The sequence below is a fragment of the Hoeflea prorocentri genome (assembly GCF_027944115.1).
GTDB lineage: Bacteria > Pseudomonadota > Alphaproteobacteria > Rhizobiales > Rhizobiaceae > Hoeflea_A > Hoeflea_A prorocentri.
In genome coordinates this window covers 1142724-1166187 of record NZ_JAPJZI010000001.1, presented here as the reverse complement: position 1 = coordinate 1166187, position 23464 = coordinate 1142724, and the positions used below count along the sequence as shown (strand labels likewise).

Here is a 23464-nt window from a genome sequence, read left to right as displayed (position 1 = left end):
ATGGACTTCATACGGAAACCGGAGCCGCAATGACGAATATCTCCCAGCGCTACCTCAACACGGTCATCGAAAGACTGCAGAAAGTTTCGGACACCCAGGCTGACGCGATCTCGCAAGCCGCAGAAATCTGCGCAGCGGCAATCATGGACGACAAGCTCGTCTTCACCTTCGGGACCGGGCACGGCTCTTTCGCGGCGATGGAGATGTTTCCGCGCACCGGCACGGTTACCGGATTTCGCCCCATCGTCGAAAGCTCGATGATCTCCTTCCACCGCGTCCTCGGCGATGGCGGTGCAAGGCAATACCGCTTCATCCACGGACAGGAAGGCTATGGCGACGCTATTTTGTCCTCGCATCAGACTGTGCCGGGCGATGCCATGCTCATTTTCTCCCATTCCGGCTTGAACGCGGTGACGCTCGACATCGCCGTCGATGCGAAGGAACGCGGCATGAAACTGATCGGCGTGACCTCCGTGCCGCACTCGTCATCCACGCCGTCCCGCCACACCTGCGGCAAGCGTCTTTTCGAACTCGCCGATGTCGTCATCGACACAGGCGTCCCGAAGGGCGATGCAGGAATTGAGATAGAGGGACTGAAATACCGGGTCGGCGCGACATCGACATCCATCGCCATTGCTGTTGGTCAGGCCATCAACGCCGCAACTGCCGAAATCCTTGTCGAAAAGGGCCATGAGCCCTTTGTCATGGTTAGTCCCAACACGGCTGAAAAGGCCGAGGCCAACAAGCAGAACGACAAAAACTACGCCGAGCTCTGGCGCCGGCTGAAGATGCGTTGAGGTAGACCGGTATGGACCGCGGTGTATTTATTGACGGCAAATGGCAAATGCGTTCCGGGCTCGAGCGCCTCGCAATAGCGGATCCGGCAACGGGTGACCACGTCGGCTCAACCCTTCTGGCCGATGAGGGCACGGTTGATGAGGCGGTGCAGGCAGCAGAACGCGCGGCGCCGCAGATGGCGGCCATGTTACCCGACGAAAGGGCCGCAATCCTCAACCGGGCTGCGCATCTCATCGAGAAACGCGCCGATGACATGGCCCGGTTGCTGACGCGCGAACAGGGCAAGCCAGTTGCCGACAACCGGAAGGAAATCCTCTTCGGCGCGACCGTGTTGCGTTACTACGCCCAAGAAGCAACCCGCATCTGGGGAACGCTGAGGCCAGCCATGGCGCCGGGCATAAAGAATATCGTTTCCTACCATCCAATCGGTGTCGCCGCCGCAATCGTGCCGTGGAATTACCCGGTCGACCTCTATTGCTGGAAGGTGGGTCCGGCGATTGCCGCCGGTTGTCCGCTGATTGTCAAATCGCCGCCTGAAACGCCCCTTGCAATCGCCATGCTTGTCGATTGCCTGCACGAAGCCGGCATACCGGACGGCGCACTGGCCGATATACCGGGGCATGGCCCGGTTGCCGGCGCCGCCCTCGCCCGCCATGACAGGATACGGGCCTTGTCCGCCACCGCCTCCATCGCCGCCGGTCAGGACATCATGCGCAATGCGGCCGGGAACCTGAAAAAACTCTGTCTCGAGCTTGGCGGCAACGCGCCGCTCATCGTGATGGCGGATGCCGATCTTCAGGAAGCGGCAAAAGCTGCCCACCGGCGATCCTTCTCCAACATGGGCCAGATCTGCATCACCGTGAATCGAGTTCTGGTCGACAAATCCGTCTATGGCGAGTTTTGCTCGATCATGGCGGAGCTTACCGAAGCAACTGTCCTTGGCCACGGCATAGACCCTGGCGTCGAATACGGACCGGTGCTGAACGCCTCGGTCATCGAGCGTGTGGAACAACACAAGACGGATGCACTGGCAAAGGGCGGGAAGCTGCTGGCAGGCGGAAAGCGTCCGGAGGACAGCGCCTTTTCGGCGGGCCATTTCTATCGGCCAACTCTCATCGGCGATGCCCCGCTCAACTCGCTTCCGATGTGCAGCGAAACCTACGGCCCCCTTGCCGCAGTTGCTCCGTTCGAAAATGTGGACGAAATGATCGACATGGCCAATGGTCCGACCTACGGTCTCGCCGCCTATATTTACGGCAAGGATCTCGATCGGATGTGGACCATCGCCGATCGGATCGAGTGTGGCGGTGTCGGCATCAATGTCAACGATGTAAGCGAGTTGCAGGCACCATTTGGCGGTTGGAAAATGAGCGGTAACGGCCGTGAACTGGGGCCGGAAGCGCTTGAGACCTATCTGGAGCCGAAACTCGTCAAAATGCGCTTGCGCAGCGCAACCTGAGTTACATCTGCCGTAAAGAAGACATCAAACTGGTTGGCAATGCGGGTTATGCTGAACCCGATTGCGGACGTCGTCTCCTGAGCTGGTCTAGGGCCGATTTCAAAGCCGCCTCGATCTGCCGTTCTTCATTGAGTTCCATTCCGTCGAAATTCACACGGAGATGAAACCGTCCGGTATTTTCCTCAAGCACTTGCTGTTTCGTTTCTGCAGAAGGAACGTCTACAACCGCGTAAGGCACAACTTTGCGGCTGATGCCCTTCAGCGTAATCGGCTCCAGCGGACGGGCGCGCACCATGTCGTCGACGAGCGCGAATGTCTCGTAGCTCAGGACAATACCTCCGGGTTCCGCAATCGACTGAAGCCGCGCGGCAAGGTTCGCCTCCGCTCCGATGATTGTATAGTCCATGCGGTCTTCACTGCCGAAATTTCCGACATTGCAATAGCCGGTATTGATACCCATGCGCACCTGAAAAGGATTTTCGATCCCACGCTTGCGCCATTCCTGGCAAAGCTCGGCCATGCGTCGCTGCATTGCGATGGCCATATTCAAACAGGCCCGTGCATCTTCAGCCGCGCCTTTCGTTTCAGGGTCTCCGAAAAAGGCAAGGATCGCATCACCGATGAATTTGTCGACCGTTGCTCCATGCGCCTGGGCGATGCTGGTCATTTCGGTAAAATACTCATTGAGGAGACGGGTGAGTTCTTCCGGCTGCAATCGCTCGGTTGTCACCGTGAAATCCTTGATATCGGAAAAGAAGATCGTCAGTTTCTTGCGCTCAGTCGAAATGACGGCATCGCGTTCACCGCTGAAAATCGACTTGTAGACTTGTGGCGACAAATACTTTGATATTTTCAGGGAGACGGACGCCAGAAAGGAATTTGCCTCTTCCAGTTCGTTATTGACGATCAGGAATTGTTTGCCTTGTCGCCATTGCAGCGCGATGAAGGCGATACCCACGAAACCGGCCCCAAGCAGGTAGGCGAGCAGATATTTAAAAGAGAACAGATTTGTGGCCAGCGGCTGAACGACCGTAATCGCCTGAATGCCGCGAACGTCGCCGACCTTCCAGTCCTTTCTGGGGCTTTCGGGATGGCCGTTGTGGCAGGTGACACACGATTGCCCCATAATGACAGGCACCGCTATTCGGATCTGCCGCTCAAGCAGTGAACCGGAAATCTCGGTAACTGTATCACCTTCGGATGCGTGCGCCTCACGAAACGAAGACAGCGCCGCTGCTTCAAATGCGTCAAGCCTTTGCCTCGTCCGGCGTTCAAACACCTCATCTGACACAAATCGATAACGAATATTGTCTCCCTTGGTGCCGACGATCGCTCCAAGTTCAATCGACAGCGTCGCGGGAATGGGAACGCCACCGTCAATCTCTTCGTAATTGTGAGCAATGGTGGTTTCGCCACCGTTTTGCTGAATGCGTCCCACAACGTTTCTGGCATAGTAGCTGCGGATCTCTGATATGACGGCATTGAGATCATTTGCCTGTCGCATCAATGACTCATTGGACAGATGCCTGAGATCAAGCCAAACGGCGACCGGCAGGAGAATAAGCGCCAGCACGACGGCCACGGCGATCCAGTATGGCTTTTCAAGCAAGAGGCGGCTGCTTCTGTCGAACACATTCGAGTTTTCAGACAAAGGCAGGCTTCCTTTGCCTGCGCTTCCGGCATTCTCGGCGGATGTATTCATAAGGACCCCGGGTGCCTTTAAAGAACGCACCAAAAATATTCAGATGATTTGCAAAACAACCGAAAGCAGCACATGTCGCAAAAATCAGGTGCGGCAATTGTGCAAGCCGTCTTAGCACGAAGGGCCGGAGGTAAGACAAACAAAAACTCACAATGTAAGCTTCACTACCTCCTCAGGGCACCTTCCATCCGTGTGATCCATCAGGCTCTGTCAGGTTTCGGCCCTGGAGCCGCGAAGCATCTTGACTTTCGTCAAGGATGGACAGGCACCTGGCCTACAGGGTCTTCACATTGCAGGGACCGCGATTTCGATGCCGCACTGAGAGGCGAATATCACGATACGGCTACTCCTTGGCGGCCAACCTGCCCCAATTGTAATAAGGGCCAGTGCCGATGATAGCAGCCTTGCGAACCCTTTTCGGTGACGGTTTCAGGGTCTTTTTCCTGGCCGCCGGGCTGTTCGCGGTATTTTCCATCGCACTTTGGGAAGGATGGCTTGCAGTTCACGCGACCGGCGGACTGATCATATCCATGCCGTTTGCGCCGGCACCACATCTGTGGCATGCGCATGAAATGATCTTCGGCTATGCCGGGGCCGCGATGGGCGGCTTTTTCCTGACCGCAGTTCCCAACTGGACCGGAGCCAAGGCCGCCCGCCACGCGTTCATACTGGCTGTTTCCGGACTATGGCTGGCCGGCCGCCTGGCCGTCTGGTGGTCAGGCCATATCGATCCGTTCATTGTTGCCGTCATCGACCTGGCATTCCTGCCGGTGCTTGCTGCCAAGATCGCGACTCAGCTCGTCAAACGCCCCAAACCGCAAAATCTGATGTTTCTCGTCCTATTGACCATGATCTGGAGCGGCAACCTTCTGGTTCATCTGGAATGGACGGGACTGATAGCCGATGGTGTCGAGCCCGGCCTGCACCTTGGGCTGCTTGCAGTCACTGCCGTCATTGTCGTGATCGGCGGCAGAGTAACGCCAGCGTTCACCCGCAACGCCATGACCCGGGCCGGTGTGGAAGAGAACCTTCCGCAATCGTTTCAACCGCTCGACGCAACGGCAATCGCCTCAGCGATCCTGTTGCCGCTGCTTTTGGTCTTCGTTCCGTCCGAGAGTGCCATCGGTGTTCTGGCGATTGTGACCGGCCTGTCGCAGGCTTTGCGCCTTGCAGGTTGGCGCACACTCTGGTGCCTCGACAAACCGATCCTGTGGAGCCTGCACCTCGGCTTTGCCATGCTTGCCGCCGGCTACCTTGCACTCGGCCTCGCCTATCTCGGTTTGATCAGTCAGGTTGCTGCGCTGCATCTCCTTGGGATCGGGGCCGTTGGCGGTATGACCCTTGCGGTCATGAGCCGGGCAATTCTCGGGCACGCCGGATTGCCCCTCACCGCACCTCGCTCTGTCGCCCTTGCCTATGGGTTGATCGCGGCCGCCGCCATTTTTCGCGCCTCGGGATCGATAGCGGGTCTTGATTGGTACAACATCGCAACGTTGACATCAGGCGCCCTTTGGATCATCGCCTTCGCGATATTTGTTTCGGTGTTCTTTCCGATCCTGATCACGCCGCGAAAGTTGTAGCAAGAGCCGGCAACTCACTTGACGATCGTCAAGGCAAATGCCCCCAAAAACTGACAGTGTTTCTCCTGAAATGGGGAGAACCTTGTTGCAGACCCGCACCTGTCTGAGCGCCTTTCTGGCTCTTGCGATGCTTTTGCTTGCACTGCCGGCATTTGCCGCAGATGAGGCTGAACTACCGCGTTTCCTCGGCAAACTGGAGGCCAGTCAACTTGTACCGGGCGCAACAGGATTCGGCGGCCTGCGCAATGATGTCCCGGTCGCCCCGGTCTTAAAAGACGGAAAGACAGTCGGCTGGGTATTCCTGACATCTGATTTTGTCGGGACGACCGGCTATTCCGGCAAACCGATCCACGTGGTCGCAGCCATGAATGACGACGCAGTCCTGACAGGCGTGCAGCTCGTCGAGCACTCCGAACCCATTGTTCTCATCGGCATACCGGACGCCAAGGTCAAGCGCCTGACGGAAGGCTATGCCGGCCTCGATTTGAAGGCCGAGGCAGCCGCAGGCGGATCGGCCCATGAGCTCGATATCATTTCCGGCGCCACCGTAACCATCATGGTCATCGACGATTCACTTGTGCGTGGCGGACTAAAGGTTGCCCGCGCCCTTGGCCTGGGCGGCCTATCCCCGGACGCTGCCAGCGGGCCGCAGCGCGAACTGAATATGGATCTCAGCGAGACCGAAGACTGGCTGACCCTGACCGGGGATGGCTCAATCCGCTCGCTGACCCTGGACGTTGGTCAGATCAACAGCGCCTTTGCAAATTCCGGCGATGCCCGCGCTGCTGCACGCCCGGATAAGGGTCCTGACACGGACACCTATATCGATATGAAGGCGGCGCTCGTCAGCGTGCCGTCCATCGGCCTCAGCCTGCTTGGTGACGCCGAATACGCGAACCTCGAAGAATGGCTCGACGAAGGCGAACACGCAATCCTGGTGGCCGGCAGGGGCCGCTATTCCTTCAAGGGCTCAGGCTATGTGCGCGGCGGCATATTCGACCGCATACAGCTCATTCAGGGCGACTGGTCCGTGCGCTTCTTCGACAAGCAGCACCGCCGCCTCGGCACGACGGCTACATCCGACGCGCCCAATTTTACCGAGCTGGACATTTTCAAAATCCCGGCCGATTCCGAGTTTGATCCAGCTGAACCCTGGCGTCTTCAGCTTCTGGCGCAGCGGGCAACCGGCCCGGTGGACAAGAGCTTCCTGACCTTTGATCTCGGCTACAGACTGCCAGAGAAATATCTTCTTCCCGTAACGCCCGTCTCCGTAGATGACGCAGCCGAAGAGGCCGCCGCAAAGACCGCGCTTTGGCAACGCATCTGGCTCGACCGCAAGATCGAGATCGGTGTGCTTGCAGCCATGCTTACGGTGCTCACCGGCGTCTTCTTCTTCCAGCTTCAGGCCACGCGCAACGAGCGTGCGCTGTTCTGGTTCCGCATGGGTTTCCTCACCGTCACGCTGGTATTTCTCGGCTGGTACGCCAATGCCCAGCTCTCCGTGGTCAACCTCATGGCTCTTGCCGGCGCGCTGCAACAGGGTTTTACCTGGGATGCGTTCCTGCTCGACCCGATGATCTTCATCCTCTGGTTCTCCGTCGCCGCCGCCCTCGTCTTCTGGGGACGAGGAGCCTATTGCGGCTGGCTATGCCCGTTCGGGGCCCTGCAAGAACTGACCAACAAGATCGCCCGCGCCCTCAAGGTTCCGCAGTGGGAGTTGCCCTGGGGCCTCCACGAAAGGCTGTGGCCGGTCAAATACATGATTTTCCTTGCGCTCTTCGGCATATCGCTGGGCTCGATACCATTGGCCGAAACCTTTGCCGAGGTCGAACCCTTCAAAACGGCGATCATTCTGAAGTTCGCCCGCGCATGGCCCTTTGTCCTGTTCGCCGTCGGTCTCCTCGTTGTTGGCCTTTTTGTCGAGCGTTTTTACTGTCGTTACCTGTGCCCGCTTGGCGCGGCGTTGGCGATACCGGCCCGCATCCGCATGTTCGACTGGCTCAAGCGTTATCACGAGTGCGGTCATCCTTGCCGGACCTGCGCCAATGAATGCCCGGTCCAGGCCATTCACCCGACCGGCGAGATCAATCCCAATGAATGCGTCAACTGCCTGCACTGCCAGGTGCTTTACCAGTCCGGGAGCAAATGCCCCGTCGTGATGCGCAAGCTCAAAAGCCGCGCCGCCTTCGAAGCGCGCAACAAGAAGAATCCCACGGCGCCGCCCGCGGCAGCCACCATACCGGCTTCTAAAAAGGAGAGAGCTAATGTCTGAAAAGAGTAAATCATTGACCATCAACAGGCGTGACTTGCTCGGAGCAACGGCAGGGGGAGCAGTGTTGGCCGCGGCCGGCACCAGCCTCCTTGCATCCGGTGAGCCTGCACAGGCCGCATCCGGAGACTTCGCGCTGGCACCCGGCGAACTGGACGAATATTACGGCTTCTGGTCGTCCGGCCAGACCGGAGAGATCCGCATTCTGGGCGTTCCGTCCATGCGCGAACTGATGCGTATTCCCGTCTTCAACCGCTGCTCGGCAACGGGCTGGGGCCAGACGAATGAATCGCTGAAGATCATGACGGAAGGCCTGTTGCCTGAAACCAAGGCCTATCTGAAGGCGCAGGGAAAGGTCACCTATGACAATGGCGACCTGCACCACCCGCATATGTCGTTTACCGACGGCACCTATGACGGGCGCTACCTCTTCGCCAACGACAAGGCCAATACGCGTGTTGCCCGCATCCGTTGCGATGTCATGAAATGCGACAAGATCCTCGAGATCCCGAACGCAAAGGACATTCACGGTCTGCGTCCGCAGAAGTATCCACGCACCGGCTATGTCTTCGCCAATGGCGAACACGAGGCTCCGTTGATCAATGACGGCACGATCCTCGACAAGCCCGAAGAATACGTCAACATCTTCTCCGCCATCGACGGCGACAAGATGGAAGTGGCATGGCAGGTCATCGTCAGCGGTAACCTTGACAATTGCGACTGCGACTATCAGGGCAAATACGCATTCGCCACCAGCTACAACTCGGAGATGGGTACGAACCTTGCCGAAATGACGGCAAACGAAACGGACCATGTGGTCATTTTCGACATCAAGCGCATCGAAGAGGCTGTCGCAGCCGGTGATTATCAGGAGCTGCATGGCGTGCCTGTCGTCGATGGCCGCAAAGGCTCGAAGCTGACCCGCTACGTACCGATCCCCAACAGCCCGCACGGCTGCAACACGGCGCCGGACAAGCGTCACGTGGTCATCAACGGGAAGCTGTCGCCGACCGTCTCGGTGATCGATGTGGAAAAAGTCGCTCCTCTGTTCGATGCCGATGCCGATCCGCGTTCCTGCATCGTCGCCGAGCCTCAGCTTGGTCTTGGGCCCCTCCACACGGCCTTCGACGGCAAGGGCAACTGCTTCACGACCCTCTTCCTCGACAGCCAGGTCGTCAAGTGGAACATGGACAAGGCCCTGCAGGCCTATGCAGGTGCTGATGTCGATCCGATCATCTCCAAGGTCGACGTTCACTATCAGCCGGGCCATAACTCAACCTCCATGGGTGAAACCGCGGAAGCTGACGGCAAATGGCTGATTTCGATGAACAAGTTCTCCAAGGACCGTTTCTTGAACGTTGGTCCGCTGAAGCCGGAGAATGAGCAGCTCATCGATATCTCGGGCGACGAGATGAAGGTTGTCCATGACGGCCCGACATTCGCCGAGCCGCATGACAGCATCATCGTCCACCGTTCCAAGGTCAATCCGGTCACCGTCTGGGACCGCAACGACCCGATGTTCGAGGACGCCATCAAACAGGCCGCCGCCGATGGCGTCGATCTGGAGGAAGGCGCCGAGGAACCGATCCGGGACGGCAACAAGGTACGGGTCTATATGACATCCGTCGCGCCCACCTTCAGCATGGAGAAATTCACGGTGAAGCAGGGCGATGAGGTGACGGTCTACATCACCAACCTCGACGATATCGACGACCTGACCCACGGCTTCTGCCTGTCGAACTTCGGCGTCGCCATTGAAGTGGCGCCATTGGCAACGGCCTCCGTGACATTCGTTGCGGAACGTCCGGGCGTTCACTGGTTCTACTGCCAGTGGTTCTGCCACGCGCTGCACATGGAAATGCGCGGCCGCATGTTCGTCGAGCCCAGAGGAGCCTGACCATGCTGCGTCTCGGGCTCATGACCGCGCTGTTGATTTGGCCGCTGGCTTGCCTTGCGGACGAACGATATGTGCCGGCAGAGCCCGGGGCGTTGGAAACTGCTTTGGGCGAGGCGCAGGATGGCGACATTCTGCGTCTCGCCCCCGGCACCCATTTCGCCAGCATAGTGATTGACCGCCCCCTGACCTTGGACGGTGACGGCGAGGCTTCCCTGGAAGGTAGCGGGACCGGCAGCGTCATAACCGTCTCCGCTCCGGACGTGACCATACGCGGTCTGACCATCAAGGGATCGGGATCCTCCCACGAGACGATCGACTCGGGCGTCAAGCTCGACAAGAAAGCCAAAGGCGCCGTCGTCGAAGACAATCGGATCATCGAAAATCTGCATGGCGTTGATATTCATGGCGCAAAGAATGCACGCGTATCCGGCAATCTTATCATCGGCCGCAAGGATCACCGGATGAATGATCGCGGCAATGGTGTCTATGTCTGGAACGCGCCGGGTGCGGTCGTTGACGGCAACGACGTCCGCTGGGGCCGCGACGGAATTTTCGTCAACACGTCGAAGAAGAACAAATTCACCAACAACCGCTTCCGCAATCTGCGCTTCGCGGTCCACTACATGTACGCCGACGACAGTGAAGTGTCCGGCAACATCTCCATCGGCAATGATTTGGGCTACGCCGTCATGTTTTCAAAGCGTGTGCGGGTGGTCGGCAATATTTCGATCGGCGATGCGGAGCATGGTGTCATGCTCAACTATGCCAACCAGTCAGAGATACGCAGCAATCTTGTCCGGGACGGAAAGAACCGCTGTGTCTTTCTCTACAATGCGCACAAGAACATCGTGGACGGCAACCGGTTCGAGCGTTGCGCCATCGGCATCCATTTCACCGCCGGTTCGGAACGCAACGCGATCACCGGCAACGCCTTCATCGGCAACCGGACACAGGTCAAATATGTCGGCTCGCGCTGGGTCGACTGGTCCGCGGAAGGCCGCGGCAACCATTGGAGCGATTTCGCCGCCTATGACATAAACGGTGACGGCATAGCCGACGCCCCCTACCGTCCCAATGACAGCATGGATCACATCCTTTGGACCCAGCCTGCCGCCAAGTTGCTTCTTGGCGCGCCAGCCGTTCAGCTTGTGCGCTGGGCTCAGTCGAGTTTTCCGGCACTGCTTCCGGGCGGCGTGATCGACAGCAAGCCGTTGATGCGGCCGGTTGAAATCACGGTCCCTGACCTTGGAGATGCATCATGAGCAATCCCATGAAAGATCAAATGCCTCCTCAAACCGACTCTGTCCTTTCGGTCACGGGTCTCTTCAAGCGTCACGGCGACGCCGAGACCCTGCACGACGTCAATTTTTTCCTCGCGCCCGGCGAAAGGGTGGCACTTCTCGGCCACAATGGTGCGGGCAAAACGACGCTCATGAAGATCGTCCTGGGTCTTTGGTCGCCGAGCGAAGGCGAAGTCCGGGTCGCCAACGCTGTGCCCGGCTCGGCGGAGGCGCGCAAGGCGTCCGCCTATCTTCCCGAGGCGGTCACCTTCCATCGCTCCCTGACGGGACGCGAACAATTAAAGCTGTTTGCCCGGCTGGCCGGCGAGTCCCCGAAAGTGACGGGACCGCTGCTTGAGCGCGTCGGTCTTGCCGACGCGGCCGACAGGCGCATTGGAACCTGGTCGAAGGGAATGCGTCAACGCCTTGGTTTGGCTCAGGTTTTACTTGGCAAGCCAAGCATCGCCCTGCTCGACGAACCGACCAGCGGGCTCGATCCGATTTCACGGCATGACCTCTATGCGATTATCGACGAAATGGCCTCAAACGGCACAGCTGTCCTCATTGCCTCCCACGCCCTGACGGAAGTCGAGGCACGAACGGACCGCATCGCCATCATGCGAAAGGGACAGCTCGTCGCCAACGATACGCTGGCGCATCTAAGCTCACGTGCCGAGCTGCCGATAAGGCTCATGTTGACGGCGCGCGACAACGACGCGGCGGAAATCCATGCCCGGCTCGGCGGCAAGCGTATCAACGGTGCCTCGGTCGAACTTCTGTGCCAGCCGGAAAACAAGATGGAGCGTCTCGCCCATATCGCCGCCCTCGGCGATCTCGTTATCGACGTCGAGATGGATCCGCCGAGCCTTGAAGACCTTTATCGCCATTATTCAGGGGAGGATCGCACATGATGTCGCGCATCCTGGCCGTCGCAGCGGCAGAATTTCACATCGCACGGCGCAATCTCTGGGTGGTCATGGCAAGTCTCATCATGACGCTCTTCGCCCTGGCGCTGACATTTGCCGGCGCAGCGCCAACCGGCGCGCTCGGGGTCGACCTGCTGACGGTTTCCGTCGCATCGATGACAACCCTGTCGGTCTACCTCGCGCCGCTTTTGGCACTGATGATGTCTTTTGACGCTATTGCCGGTGAAAACGAGCGCGGCGGTCTGGCACTGCTTCTGACCTATCCCGTCTCCCGTGGAGAGATCCTGCTTGGCAAATTCGTCGCTCATCTGGGCACCATCGCACTCGCGATGGTCATCGGCTTCGGCGCGGCGGGACTGGCCGCCGGCTTTGCCGGGGGTGCCGGCCAGGAGAGCATTGTCGCACTTCTTCGGCTGATCGCCACATCGATCCTGCTGGGGGCCGTTTTCCTGGCGCTCGGATACGCTCTGTCCGCCCTCGCCCGCAGTTCCACGGCAGCCGCCGGCTTCGCCGCCGGTCTCTGGCTGGTCTTTGTCGTGCTCTACGACCTTGGCATGCTTGGCGCTGTTGTCTTCGACAATGGAGGCGTCTTCACCCGTTCCGTCTTCCCATGGCTTCTGGCCCTTAACCCGGCCGACGCCTTCCGCCTGTGGAACGTCTCGGCCTCCGAGAACGTCGCACTGGCAAACGGCATGACGGGCGCAGCAAGCGCCCTGCCCGTCTGGGCCGCACCTGCCTCGCTGATCCTGTGGCCGGTTCTGGCCTTTTTCCTTGCACGCCACGCCTTCAGGAGAGTTGAACCATGAGAAAAGCTCTGATCCTCCTTGTGCCTGTTGCAGCCCTCTTCCTTTCCGCCTGCAGCGAAGAAAAGGCGGAAGCGCCGCCGCCCGTGCCGCTGACCGAGCAGGCGCTCAGCCATTACTGCCAGATGTGGGTTTCCGAACATGGCGGCCCCAAGGCACAGATCCATCTGGAAGGCATGCCCAATCCGTTGTTTTTCGCGCAGGTGCGCGACGCGGTCGCCTATCTGCGCAGTTCCGAGCGTGAGGCTCCGGTGACAGCGGTCTATGTCAGCAACATGTCCGTCGCCAAGAGCTGGGACGAGCCCGGAATGAGCAATTGGATCGATGCGGGCAGCGCCAAATTTGTTATCGGATCCGACGCGAAGGGCGGCATGGGCGCGCCGGAAGTCGTGCCATTCGCAGACGAAACCGACGCCTCGAATTTTGTCGCAAAGCGCGGCGGCAAGGTGGCCACACTCGACGAAATTCCCGACGACACGGTTCTGGGCGCGGTCGAGTTCGACTTGCCCGGGGAGACGACGCGATGATGCCCCGACTTCAGCGCCGGCGCTTTCTGGCTCTGACTGCGGCGGCCGTCGCTCTGCCGCGATCCGCACTTGCTTCGGCTCCGGTCGCCAATTGGCGCGGCACCGCGCTTGGCGCGCCGGCCTCGATGAGCCTTGCAGGCGTTGAACCATCCGCGGCAAGCGGAGTTTTTGCGGCCGTGGAGGCTGAAGTCTCAAGGCTTGAGAACATTTTCAGCCTTTATCGCCCGCACTCGGCGCTTTCCCGTCTGAACAAGGATGGTCGGTTGTCAGATGCGCCGGCAGAAATGATCGAACTTCTTTCGCTGTGCGACGCTCTTCATGCCGCAACGCAGGGCGCATTCGACCCAACGATCCAGCCTCTGTGGGCGCTCTATGCGCAGACCTCGGCAAACAACACAGCGCCGACGGAGAAACAGATCATCCGGGTGCTGGAACAGACCGGCTGGACAGGGCTTGAAAGGCGGGGCGCATCCCTCTCCTTTGCTTCCCGTGACATGGCGCTGACTCTCAACGGCATCGCGCAAGGTTATGTTACGGACAAGATAGCCGCTCTCCTGCGCCGGCATGGCCTGACCGATATCGCCATCAATATGGGAGAAACTGCCGCCCTCGGCAAAGCGCCAAGGGGCGGCCCCTGGCGCGCCGGGATCGTGGACCCCGAAGGCCGCGTTCAAAGCCGGATCCCTTTAAATGATCGCGCCCTGGCGACATCTGCCCCGCTTGGGACCGTTCTGGATGCAACCGGCAGTATCGGACACATCATTGATCCGCGCACCGGCAGACCCGGCGGTCAATGGAGCCTTGTTTCCGTTTCTGCCGCCAACGCGGCGCTGGCCGACGGTCTTTCCACCGCCTTCTGCCTCATGACGAGAGAGCAAATCGACGCGACACTTGCAGCGATGCCAAACGTCTCACTCGAAATCCTGATCTAACGGAAAATCAAAAGGAATAATTATGTCGATCCTGAAAACAGTCATCGCATCGGTTGCGCTTGCTGTCCTCGCCACACCGGCTTTTGCCGATGGCGACGCAGACGCAGGCAAAAAGGTGTTCAGGAAATGCAAAGCCTGCCACGCGGTCGGCGACGGTGCCAAGAACAAGGTCGGACCTCACCTCAACGGCATTGTCGACAACGAAATCGCCTCGATTGAGGACTTCAAATACTCTGCCATTTTCATCGAGAAAAAGGGCGAAGGGTTTGTCTGGACGGTGGAGGAACTGGACGGCTATCTCGAAAAGCCAAAGACATATCTGCCAGGCAACAAGATGAGTTTCGCGGGCCTGAAGAAGGAAAAAGACAGACAGAACGTCATCGCCTATCTCAAGACCTTCGAATAGACGGCTTCGTCTGCAGGCGGGACCACTGGACGTTGCAGAACGATACGAACTGGTTCCTACTTGAGAAATAGCGCCGGTCTACGGGGCCGGCCCTTTCAGGCTTGGAGCGCCGGCAGCAAGTCAGCCGGCAAGTCAAACTCGCGAAGAACGCGGGTCCTGACCTCATCGGACATCTTGCGGGCTGTCTTTTGAACGATCCGGAAGACTTTCTCCGACGAATGTTCCCTGGAAAAGTCCGCGAAATACCATTTCAGGAACACAAGGCAGATAACATCTTCGAGCATCTGCACCTCGCAATCACGCTTGATGCCCTCTTTTCGCAGAAGCGTTCCCGCGCGGTCGCAATCGGCCTCATCGTAACCCGCATCGCGCATGATCTGACCAACGCGCTGTGCGTGGAAGACGGCCTGCGCCTTACGCCAGGCGAGGTAACCTGTACGCCCCTCCGGATAGCTGTTACGTGGCATTTTCCAGCGTTCGATATGCTGGCCGCGCGCCGCGACCTTCAAAAGCTCGCTTGCGCCCGGATCGACAAGTTCAAGCTCGGCTGACATCCTGCGGCCATAGAGCAACGCGGCGGGCATCTCCTCATTGCCATCGTGTTTTAACGCCGGATCGTCCGAATTCGCCGCATCGATTGCCGAAATGACGGTTTCAAACCGCCCACTCATTGTGCCCAGTTCCACGCATCGGCCCTGTCGGACTCGACGTAGGTGTGCAGCCGCCTGACATCGGAAATTGCCGCCTGGTTCTGGCTGATCTTGACGCCGACCGAACGAAGGCGGGCAAAGGCACGCGACAGGCTCTCCGGTTTCATGCCAAGCCTGCCGGCAATCAGCACCTTGTCATAGGGCAGCGTGACGGCACACGGGCCTTCCTCCACCGGGCAAAGCTCAAGCAGAAACTCAGCGACCCTCTGGGCTCCCGTTTGAGCCGTTAACTGCTCAATTTGCGCAACAAGTCCGTGAAGATGTTTGTAGGTCGACGCCAGCATTGCCAGACAAACCTCCGGACGCGATTTCATCATCGTCAGGATCAGATTGGCGCGGACCTGAAGCAGCCGGCAATCGGTCGCTGCCTCCGCAGTCACCGGATAGGCGTCATTGCGAAAGGCAACTGCTTCTCCGAAGCTTTGTCCCTTGGTCATGACGCTGACAATGGCTTCGCCACCGTTCTGTGATATCCGGAACAATTTTACCCAACCCTCCAGAACAACATAGACGCTGTGGGCCGGCTCAGACTGCAGAAAAATAGTCGCACCGCGTTCAAAACTGCGGGCCTCGGACTGGTCGAGGATGGTGCTTGCAACATCGGCAGGTGCAGTGGCCAAGAGAATGGATTCCATGGCTATCTGCCGATCGGCCGGTTGTTGCATATTACCCCTCCGCTTTTGACCCTACGTAACGCTCGAACCCGACACACTCGCCCTTTGAAGCGGACAAAGGCATTCGGCGCGCCGACTTGATTGCACACCGGTGACTTGCCCATCACCGTGAGACAATCATATTGTCCAATCAGTGCCTCGGCAAACCAAATAACGGTGACCGGGGTATGAAGACTGGCGGAAGCAACCGGGAGACCGGGCGCCGCCACTTTGCAGGGGTAACAGCCTGCCTGATTTCGATCGCCGTTCCATGACTATTGAGAAAACGGTATCAGGCAGATCGTCATAAAAGGATTGCGTCATGAAGCGACTGATATTGGGATCTCTCTTTCTCGCGCTGGCAGGCTCGGCGACACACGCGGAAACCTTCCGTTGGGCGTCGGTCACCGACCCGCAAACGATGGACCCGCACGCGGTCAACTCCGCGCCTGTTCTCGGCTTCCTCAACAATGTCTATGAAGGCCTTGTTCGCCGCGACAAGAATATGAGCATCGAACCGGCGCTGGCGGTCAGTTGGGAACCCATCGGCCAGGGCGAAGGCTGGCGCTTCAAACTGCGCGAAGGCGTCAAGTTCCATGACGGATCGGAGTTCACCGCCGAAGACGTCAAATTTTCCTATGAGCGCGCATCCAGCGAAGAAGCCGACACCTCGTCATGGTTCGCACCGGTATCGGAGGTCCGCGTGGTCGACGATTATACCGTCGACTTCATGACCAATCAGCCCAATCCCATTTTTCCCGACTCTATCGCCAACTGGATGATCATGGATTCCGGCTGGGCAGCCGCCAACGGCACCGAGCGGCCCGACAAGGAGGAAGGCAATTTTGCCACGCTCAACGCAAACGGAACCGGTGCATTCATGGTGGCCGAGCGTCAGCCCGGACTGAAAACCGTGCTGGTGCCTTTCCCGGATTGGTGGGGAGAGGCCGAACACAACGTCACACGGGCCGAATTCACGCCGATCCAGAATCCGGCCACAGCTGTCGCCGCACTGCTGTCCGGCGATGTTGACATGATCAACCCGGTCCCGATCCAGGATGCCGAACGCCTCAAGGGGCGTGATGACGTCAAGGTACTGCAGGGCATCGAGGCCCGTGTCATCATGCTCGGCTTCGGGCACGAGGCCGATGAAATCAAATATACCGGCGATGCAGGCAAGCCCAATCCGTTCCAAGATGCGCGCGTACGCGAAGCAGTGGCAAAGGCCGTCAATGTCGATGCGATCCTCGCAACCATCATGCGGGGCAATGCAGAGCCGGCAAACCAGCTCGTCAGTCCGGCCATGCGCGGTTACTCGCAAGCGGTTGGAGACAGGCCTGCCTACGACATCGAGGGCGCCAAGGCCCTGCTCGCCGAAGCAGGATTTCCTGACGGGTTCTCCTTTGGGCTGAAATGTCCGAACGACCGATATCTCAACGACGAGGCTGTCTGTCAGGGCGTCGTAGGCATGCTCGCGCAGATCGGTCTGAAAGCCGAACTGGACGCCATGCCCGTGCGTAATTACTGGCCGGAATTGCGCGCCGACAATTACGACATGTACCTGCTCGGCTGGTCGCCCGGGACATTCGATGCCGAACATCCAATCCGCTTCCTGATGGCAACGCCCAATGCGGAAAAGAAACTCGGCTCCTGGAATTTCGGAGGCTTCTCAAACGAGCGCGTCGACACTCTGTTGCCAATGATCCAGTCGGAAATCGATGATGCCAAGCGTCAGGCTATGCTTGACGAGACAGCAACAATCCTACGTGACGAAACGGCCTATGTGCCGCTTTACGTCCAGCCGCTCGTCTGGGGTTCCAGAAGCAATATCGACATGACGCAACGCCCGGACAATTTCTTTATCCTCAGATGGGTGAACGTCAACTGATCAAGGCCAACCCATGCTGGCCTACGCGATAAAACGTACCTTCCAGGCGGTCGTCGTTCTATTCATCGTCGGCCTGGTTGCGTTTTCCATGTTTCGTTTCGTTGGCGACCCGATCGACAATATGCTCGGCCAGGAACGCACCGAGGCGGACGTTGAGCGACTGCGCACGCAGCTCGGTCTCGATGAGCCCTTTCCCGTCCAGTATTACAAGTTCATGCGCAATGCGGCACACGGCGACTTCGGCGTCAGCTACCGGCAGGGCCGGCCCGTTGCCGACATTCTGGCTGAACGCGCACCAGCGACGCTGGAACTGGCGGCCGTATCGGGCCTGCTGGCGATTACGATCGGTATTGTGATGGGTGTCTTCACCGCCATAAGGCGAAATGGGCTGGCGGCCAATATCATCATGGGCCTGTCGCTGATCGGCGTTTCGCTGCCGACCTTCCTGATCGGAATATTGCTGATCTACCTGTTCTCGGTCGAACTTGGATGGCTGCCGAGCTTCGGCCGCGGAGAAACCGTAAAGGTCGGCAGCTGGACGACCGGTTTTCTTACCGAGTCCGGCCTCAAGGCCCTGATCCTGCCGGCAATCACCCTCGGTCTTTATCAGATGACGCTGATCATGCGACTTGTCCGCTCGGAAATGCTGGAGGTCTTGCGCCAGGACTATATTCGCTTCGCCCGGGCGCGTGGCCTGCCCGACCGGGTTGTGCATTTTCGCCATGCTTTGAAAAACACCCTTGTGCCGGTAATCACGGTAACCGGGCTGCAGCTCGGGTCCATCATCGCTTTCGCCATCATCACCGAGACGGTGTTTCAATGGCCCGGCGTCGGCTTGCTGTTCGTCAATGCAATCCAGTTTGTCGACATTCCGGTCATGGCGGCCTATCTGCTGCTCATCTCCGTCATGTTCGTTGCCATCAATCTGATTGTCGACCTGCTTTATTTTGCCGTCGATCCACGGCTGCGGACAGAGGGCGTTGCGGAGGCCAAGGGCTGATGAGCGTACTGGCAACCGCCTGGCAATCGGATTTCCTGTGGTCTTTCCGCCGCTCTCCATTGGCGATGGTTTCGACCCTGGTGGTGACAACTCTCATTCTTGGGGCGCTGTTTGCGCCGCTCATCGCCCCGCATGATCCTTATGATCCATCAACATTGAACCTGATGAACGGGTTTTCGGCCCCCATGACACCCAACGCCTTTACCGGCGATTCCTTCTTTCTCGGTACGGACGGTCAGGGTCGCGACATGTTCTCAACCATTCTTTACGGCATGCGTGTTTCTCTTTTCGTCGGCTTCATGGCGGTGCTGTTTGCAATGGTTCTGGGCGTAAGCACGGGTCTTCTGGCCGGTTATCTCGGCGGCTGGACCGATGCGGTCATCATGCGCATTGCCGATATACAGCTGACCTTTCCCGCCATTCTCGTTGCCATGCTCATCTTTGGAATCGCCAAGGGCTTCACACCGGTCGACATGCGCGACCAGATGGCGATCTGGGTGCTGATCCTTGCCATCGGGCTTTCCGATTGGGTTCAGTTTGCGCGCGTTGTGCGCGGCGCGACACTGGTTGAAAAGAACAAGGAATATGTCCAGGCGGCGAAACTGATCGGCCGGAGCCCGTTTGCCGTCATGTTGCGTCATATCCTGCCGAACGTTCTCAGCCCGGTTCTGGTCATCGCGACCATCAGCCTCGCCCTGGCGATCATTGCCGAAGCGACCCTTTCGTTTCTGGGCGTCGGCGCACCGCCCACCCAGCCGTCGCTCGGAACCCTGATCCGCATCGGCCAGGGTTTTCTGTTCTCCGGCGAATGGTGGATCCTGCTTTTCCCGTCGGTGGCGCTACTGCTGCTTGCACTGTCCGTCAACCTGCTTGGCGACTGGTTGCGGGACGCACTCAATCCCAGGCTGCGCTAACCAAAGGCCCTATCTGAGGAATGTTGCAAACTCACTGACGCCCGCCCGCTCGGTACGCAGGGTGTTCACGGGCGCGTCCTCATCCATGTAGCCAAGAGCCATACCGCAAAACAGCATCCACTCATCCGGTGGATCAAGATGGGCGGACACGGCTTCATGCCAAACGGCCCAGGCCTCCTGCGGGCAGGTATGAAGCCCGTACTCACGCGCCAGAAGCATGATGCTCTGAAGAAAAATCCCGGTATCGGCCCATTGCGGCGGACCCATGGTTCGGTCGAGGTAAATGAACAGGCCAACCGGCGCTCCGAAAAAGGCGTAATTGCGCATGAATTGCGCGACCCTGCCCGCCTTGTCCTCCCGCGAAATGCCGAGCGTGGCATAAAGATCCTCGCCGCATTTGAAGCGGCGGGATGAATAGGGTTCTTTCAGTGATTTCGGATAGATCTCGTATTGTGTCGGCGCCCCGCGCGGCGTTGCAATAGAGCGTTCGCCAACATCCGCAATCAGCCCGGAAAGCGACGCGCCTGACAGAACGTAGACATGCCAGGGCTGCAGATTGCCGCCGGAAGGTGCCTGCCTGGCAGTCTCAAGTATGGTGCGAACCGTCTCCTCAGGCACGGGGTCCGGCTTAAAAGCGCGGCACGCAATTCGGGACGTGAGTGCATCCGATACGTTCATAAGATTCAACCTGCCAATACTGTTTGATGTTGTCGGCTGACTATGCGTCCAAAACTGTCCGAACGACAAGAACCCCGTGCGAACGCCGCGCGCATCCACCGCCGCCGCCAATTGAGCCAACGGTTTGTTTTGCAAGGCCGAGGGAAACCGGGTAAAAAAATGCCGATAACGGTTATTTTGGACCCGACCCTTTGGCAGCCCGTCTTGACTTGGTCATGCCTTCGGTCAAGGGTTCAGGCGCTGTTCCATCGGGCAATCCGGGGCGGCGGCCGTGCCACGCAACTGAGGACAACCTTGCAGCGTAATCTTCTTCGATACATCTGGGATCACTCGCGCAAGCAGCAGGTCTGGATCTTTGTCGTGGTCCTGGTCTCCATGCCGGTCTATTTTCAGATGCTTCAGTTGCCAAAGCTCATCGTCAATGGCCCGATTCAGGGAGACGGTTTTGATTCGCCCCAGGCAACACAGCCTTTCCTGTCCATCGATCTGCCCTTTGCCGATACGCTTTTCGGGCAGACGATAAATCTCTTCGGCGGATTGCAACTCGACCGCCAGCAAATGCTCATCGCGTTGGCGCTGGGCTTTCTGGTCGCCGTTGCCCTCAACGGCTGGTTCAAGCTCTACATCAACACCTACAAGGGCAAGCTTGGCGAAAAACTCCTGCGTCGCCTGCGCTACGAACTGTTCGACCGTGTCCTGCGTTATCCCATCGCAAAGGCGCGAAGCGTCAAGCCTTCGGAGATAACCAGTGTCATCAAGGACGAAGTCGAGCCGCTCGGGCAGTTTTTCGGCGATGCGTTCTCGGCCCCGGTGTTTCTCGGTGCGCAAGCACTGACAGGCCTGACCTTCCTGTTCCTGCAAAACACCATGTTCGGGGTTATTACCCTGGTGATCGTCCTCTTTCAGGCATGGATCATCCCGCGGCTTCGCCGCCGGCTGCTGGAACTCGGACGCCAGCGCCAGCAAACGGCACGTAAACTGTCCGGCAGGATCGGTGAATTCGTACAAGGCATGGACGATGTCCACCTGCACGGCACCTCAAACCGCGCACGTTCCAACATCTGGCAGATGCTCCGGCGCATTGTGGTCATCCGTTTCGAGCTCTATCAGCGTAAGTTCCAGGTCAAGTTCCTCAACAATTTCCTGATCCAGTTCCTGGCCTTCATCTTCTATCTTCTGGGCGGCTACCTGGTTATCACCGGCCGCATGGATCTAGGCGCGCTCGTCGCCTCCATCGCCGCCTATAAGGACCTGCCCTCCCCGATCAAAGGCATCATCGACTGGGACCAGCAACGCCTGTTGAACCAGATTCGCTACGAACAGGCCGTTGAGGATTTTGCCAACACGCCGATTATGCCAGGAGCCCGTCAGGAGCCCGGCGACAAACCGGCCGATCCGATAAGGGACGGGTTTGAACTGGATCACGTGACCGTTCTGGATTCCCAGGAGCAGCCCGTGATCCAGGATTTCACCAATTCGATTTCGCGCAACGAAGCACTCGCGATTGTCGGCAATGCCGATTCAGGTGCCGAATATGTCGCCGAGGTTCTGGCAAGGCTCCTGGTCACAAGTTCGGGTCACATCACCCTCGACGGAGAGGATCTGAGATCCGTACCTGAAAGGCAGACGGGCCAGCGCATCGGCTATGCCGACAGCAATATCTTCTTTGCAGGGGGCAGCCTTCGTTCCGCCCTCGCAGAGACCCTGCCCTTTACCGGCGATGCACCGCCGATCCTTGGGGAAGACGGATCGGGAGCGGCATTCAGCCCCTATGAAAACGAACCGATATCGGCAAAAGCCGGCGAAGTGAAGGATCCGAGCTTCGGGGCAGAAGTGAATGTGGAGTGGCCGACCGGTGAGATCGCCGACCGTTTGCTTTCAATCATGCACAGCGTCGACCTTTATGAAGACGTCCTCGAATACGGGCTGCTGCGCCGGCTCGAGGCAAACGCGGACGAGACGGTGATCTCGGGCATCATGGAGGCAAGACGCCAGTTTGCTGACAATCAATCGGGGGAAAGCTCCAGGGGTGCTGTCGAGCTGTTCGATCCCGAAAAATACAGCCATCAACTGACCATAGGCGAGAACCTGATTTTCGGCACATCCGTGGACGAGTCCTTCAGCCAGGAAGGCTTGCCGGCAAACCGGATGGTCAGAAAACTTTTGAATGAAATGGGGCTTCTGTCGCGCCTCTTTGACATCGGCCTTGAGATTGCACGCAACAATGTCGAACTGTTCGGCGATCTGGCAGAAGACAGCACGCTGTTGCAGCGCTCGGGCGGCCCCTCGCCTGAACGCCTTCAGGAAATGAAACTCGCCCTGGAAAAACTCTCCGGCAAAAAGATGTCCGATGCCAGCGAGGCCGATTTGGAAGCCATGTTGGATCTGGCCTTCGACTACTGCGAGGCCCAGACGCGTTTCGGATTGGTCGATCAGCAATTGCAGGACCAGTTTCTGGCGGCGCGCAAGACGCTGCGCGAAGAGCTGGACAAACAGGAAAACGATGCGGTCGCTTTCCACGATCCCGACCGCTTCAACCCTTCCCTGTCCGTCCTGGACAATATCCTTTTCGGCCGGATCGATTCACGCCGCATCGGCGCGCGCGAGCGTGTACTGAAATCCATCAAGACACTGCTTGAGAGTTGCGGAGTTGCGGACACGGTCTTCCATGTCGGCCTGTCATTCGACATCGGCAACGGCGGACGCAATCTTTCTAGCAATCAGGCTCAGAAACTGAAACTGGTGCGCGCGTTGTTGAAACAGCCCGACATTGTTATTCTTAACCGGGCGCTCTCGGCACTTGAAGCCGGGGAACGGATGAGAATTGTCCACACCATTGTGGAAATGGGCAAACAGGACGGCACCCGCAATATGGGTGTCATCTGTGTACCGCTAGACAATGGCGGCTGGGACGATTTCGACAGAATACTCTTGATGGAGCACGGACGGATTGTGTCCCAAGGAGCGCCGGAAAAGGTTTCCGAGCGCCTTGAAGCGATGGCCAATTGATATTGTGAGAATAAAGGCGATGGGAAAGCAGGA

19 protein-coding genes are annotated in these 23464 nt (G+C 58.6%); 15 read left to right on the top strand and 4 right to left on the bottom strand.

The genetic code is table 11. The features are described 5' to 3' along the window. The first annotated feature begins 29 nt into the window (after positions 1 to 29). Both OQ273_RS05320 and OQ273_RS05315 read left to right on the top strand, forming a co-directional pair. A complete protein-coding gene (locus tag OQ273_RS05320) occupies positions 30 to 797 on the top strand; it encodes an SIS domain-containing protein (RefSeq protein WP_267989434.1) in 768 nt (255 codons plus the stop codon). 11 nt (positions 798 to 808) lie between these two features. After that, complete coding sequence (locus tag OQ273_RS05315) at positions 809 to 2257, top strand: aldehyde dehydrogenase family protein (protein WP_267989433.1); 1449 nt, start codon at positions 809 to 811, stop codon at positions 2255 to 2257. Positions 2258 to 2303: 46 nt separating this feature from the next. Here OQ273_RS05315 and OQ273_RS05310 read toward each other — a convergent pair whose 3' ends face one another. Next, positions 2304 to 3761 carry an adenylate/guanylate cyclase domain-containing protein gene (locus OQ273_RS05310; protein ID WP_425493406.1) on the bottom strand — a complete coding sequence of 486 codons (1458 nt, stop codon included), beginning with the start codon at positions 3759 to 3761 and terminating at the stop codon, positions 2304 to 2306. A 602-nt stretch (positions 3762 to 4363) separates the two neighbouring features. Between OQ273_RS05310 and OQ273_RS05305 the strand changes: the two genes are divergently transcribed. From OQ273_RS05305 to OQ273_RS05265, 9 genes are all read left to right on the top strand, one after another. Then, positions 4364 to 5539 carry an NnrS family protein gene (locus tag OQ273_RS05305; RefSeq protein ID WP_267989431.1) on the top strand — a complete coding sequence of 392 codons (1176 nt, stop codon included), beginning with the start codon at positions 4364 to 4366 and terminating at the stop codon, positions 5537 to 5539. A gap of 85 nt (positions 5540 to 5624) precedes the next feature. Then, positions 5625 to 7811, top strand: a complete 2187-nt coding sequence (locus OQ273_RS05300) for a NosR/NirI family protein (protein WP_267989430.1) — start codon at positions 5625 to 5627, stop codon at positions 7809 to 7811. Then, the gene (nosZ, locus tag OQ273_RS05295; protein WP_267989429.1) at positions 7804 to 9705 is read left to right on the top strand and encodes a TAT-dependent nitrous-oxide reductase; all 1902 of its coding nucleotides are present in this window, start codon (positions 7804 to 7806) and stop codon (positions 9703 to 9705) included. The genes OQ273_RS05300 and nosZ overlap by 8 nt, the downstream gene beginning before the upstream one ends. A gap of 2 nt (positions 9706 to 9707) precedes the next feature. Beyond that, entirely contained in the window at positions 9708 to 10967 is a 1260-nt protein-coding gene (locus tag OQ273_RS05290; RefSeq protein WP_267989428.1) for a nitrous oxide reductase family maturation protein NosD, read from the top strand. Continuing rightward, a complete protein-coding gene (locus OQ273_RS05285; protein WP_267989427.1) occupies positions 10964 to 11896 on the top strand; it encodes an ABC transporter ATP-binding protein in 933 nt (310 codons plus the stop codon). Before OQ273_RS05290 ends, OQ273_RS05285 begins: the two co-directional genes overlap by 4 nt. Further along, a complete protein-coding gene (locus OQ273_RS05280) occupies positions 11893 to 12717 on the top strand; it encodes an ABC transporter permease (RefSeq protein WP_267989426.1) in 825 nt (274 codons plus the stop codon). The genes OQ273_RS05285 and OQ273_RS05280 overlap by 4 nt, the downstream gene beginning before the upstream one ends. Beyond that, complete coding sequence (locus tag OQ273_RS05275; RefSeq protein ID WP_267989425.1) at positions 12714 to 13241, top strand: nitrous oxide reductase accessory protein NosL; 528 nt, start codon at positions 12714 to 12716, stop codon at positions 13239 to 13241. The genes OQ273_RS05280 and OQ273_RS05275 overlap by 4 nt, the downstream gene beginning before the upstream one ends. Beyond that, the gene (locus OQ273_RS05270) at positions 13238 to 14173 is read left to right on the top strand and encodes an FAD:protein FMN transferase (protein ID WP_267989424.1); all 936 of its coding nucleotides are present in this window, start codon (positions 13238 to 13240) and stop codon (positions 14171 to 14173) included. Before OQ273_RS05275 ends, OQ273_RS05270 begins: the two co-directional genes overlap by 4 nt. A gap of 22 nt (positions 14174 to 14195) precedes the next feature. Continuing rightward, the gene (locus OQ273_RS05265) at positions 14196 to 14579 is read left to right on the top strand and encodes a c-type cytochrome (protein ID WP_267989423.1); all 384 of its coding nucleotides are present in this window, start codon (positions 14196 to 14198) and stop codon (positions 14577 to 14579) included. Between the two features lie 95 nt (positions 14580 to 14674). Here the strand turns inward: OQ273_RS05265 and OQ273_RS05260 are convergent, their stop codons facing one another. Together OQ273_RS05260 and OQ273_RS05255 are read right to left on the bottom strand one after the other, a co-directional pair. Beyond that, positions 14675 to 15250: a DUF4202 domain-containing protein gene (locus OQ273_RS05260; protein ID WP_267989422.1), complete on the bottom strand. Its 576-nt coding sequence runs from the start codon at positions 15248 to 15250 to the stop codon at positions 14675 to 14677. After that, complete coding sequence (locus OQ273_RS05255; protein WP_267989421.1) at positions 15247 to 15954, bottom strand: Crp/Fnr family transcriptional regulator; 708 nt, start codon at positions 15952 to 15954, stop codon at positions 15247 to 15249. Before OQ273_RS05255 ends, OQ273_RS05260 begins: the two co-directional genes overlap by 4 nt. A gap of 310 nt (positions 15955 to 16264) precedes the next feature. Between OQ273_RS05255 and OQ273_RS05250 the strand changes: the two genes are divergently transcribed. From OQ273_RS05250 to OQ273_RS05240, 3 genes are read left to right on the top strand one after another with little or no spacing between them, the layout of a single operon-like run. Beyond that, positions 16265 to 17830 (top strand): ABC transporter substrate-binding protein, encoded by a 1566-nt coding sequence (locus tag OQ273_RS05250; protein ID WP_267989420.1) that lies wholly within the window; start codon positions 16265 to 16267, stop codon positions 17828 to 17830. Between the two features lie 13 nt (positions 17831 to 17843). Next, positions 17844 to 18830, top strand: a complete 987-nt coding sequence (locus OQ273_RS05245; RefSeq protein WP_267989419.1) for an ABC transporter permease — start codon at positions 17844 to 17846, stop codon at positions 18828 to 18830. Beyond that, on the top strand, positions 18830 to 19744 hold the full coding sequence (locus OQ273_RS05240) for an ABC transporter permease (RefSeq protein WP_267989418.1): 915 nt from the start codon (positions 18830 to 18832) through the stop codon (positions 19742 to 19744). The genes OQ273_RS05245 and OQ273_RS05240 overlap by 1 nt, the downstream gene beginning before the upstream one ends. A 9-nt stretch (positions 19745 to 19753) precedes the next feature. Here OQ273_RS05240 and OQ273_RS05235 read toward each other — a convergent pair whose 3' ends face one another. Then, the gene (locus tag OQ273_RS05235) at positions 19754 to 20422 is read right to left on the bottom strand and encodes a nitroreductase (protein ID WP_267989417.1); all 669 of its coding nucleotides are present in this window, start codon (positions 20420 to 20422) and stop codon (positions 19754 to 19756) included. 294 nt (positions 20423 to 20716) lie between these two features. Here OQ273_RS05235 and OQ273_RS05230 point away from each other — a divergent pair, with 294 nt between their 5' ends. Beyond that, complete coding sequence (locus OQ273_RS05230; RefSeq protein ID WP_267989416.1) at positions 20717 to 23431, top strand: ABC transporter transmembrane domain-containing protein; 2715 nt, start codon at positions 20717 to 20719, stop codon at positions 23429 to 23431. The last annotated feature ends 33 nt before the right edge of the window (positions 23432 to 23464 follow it).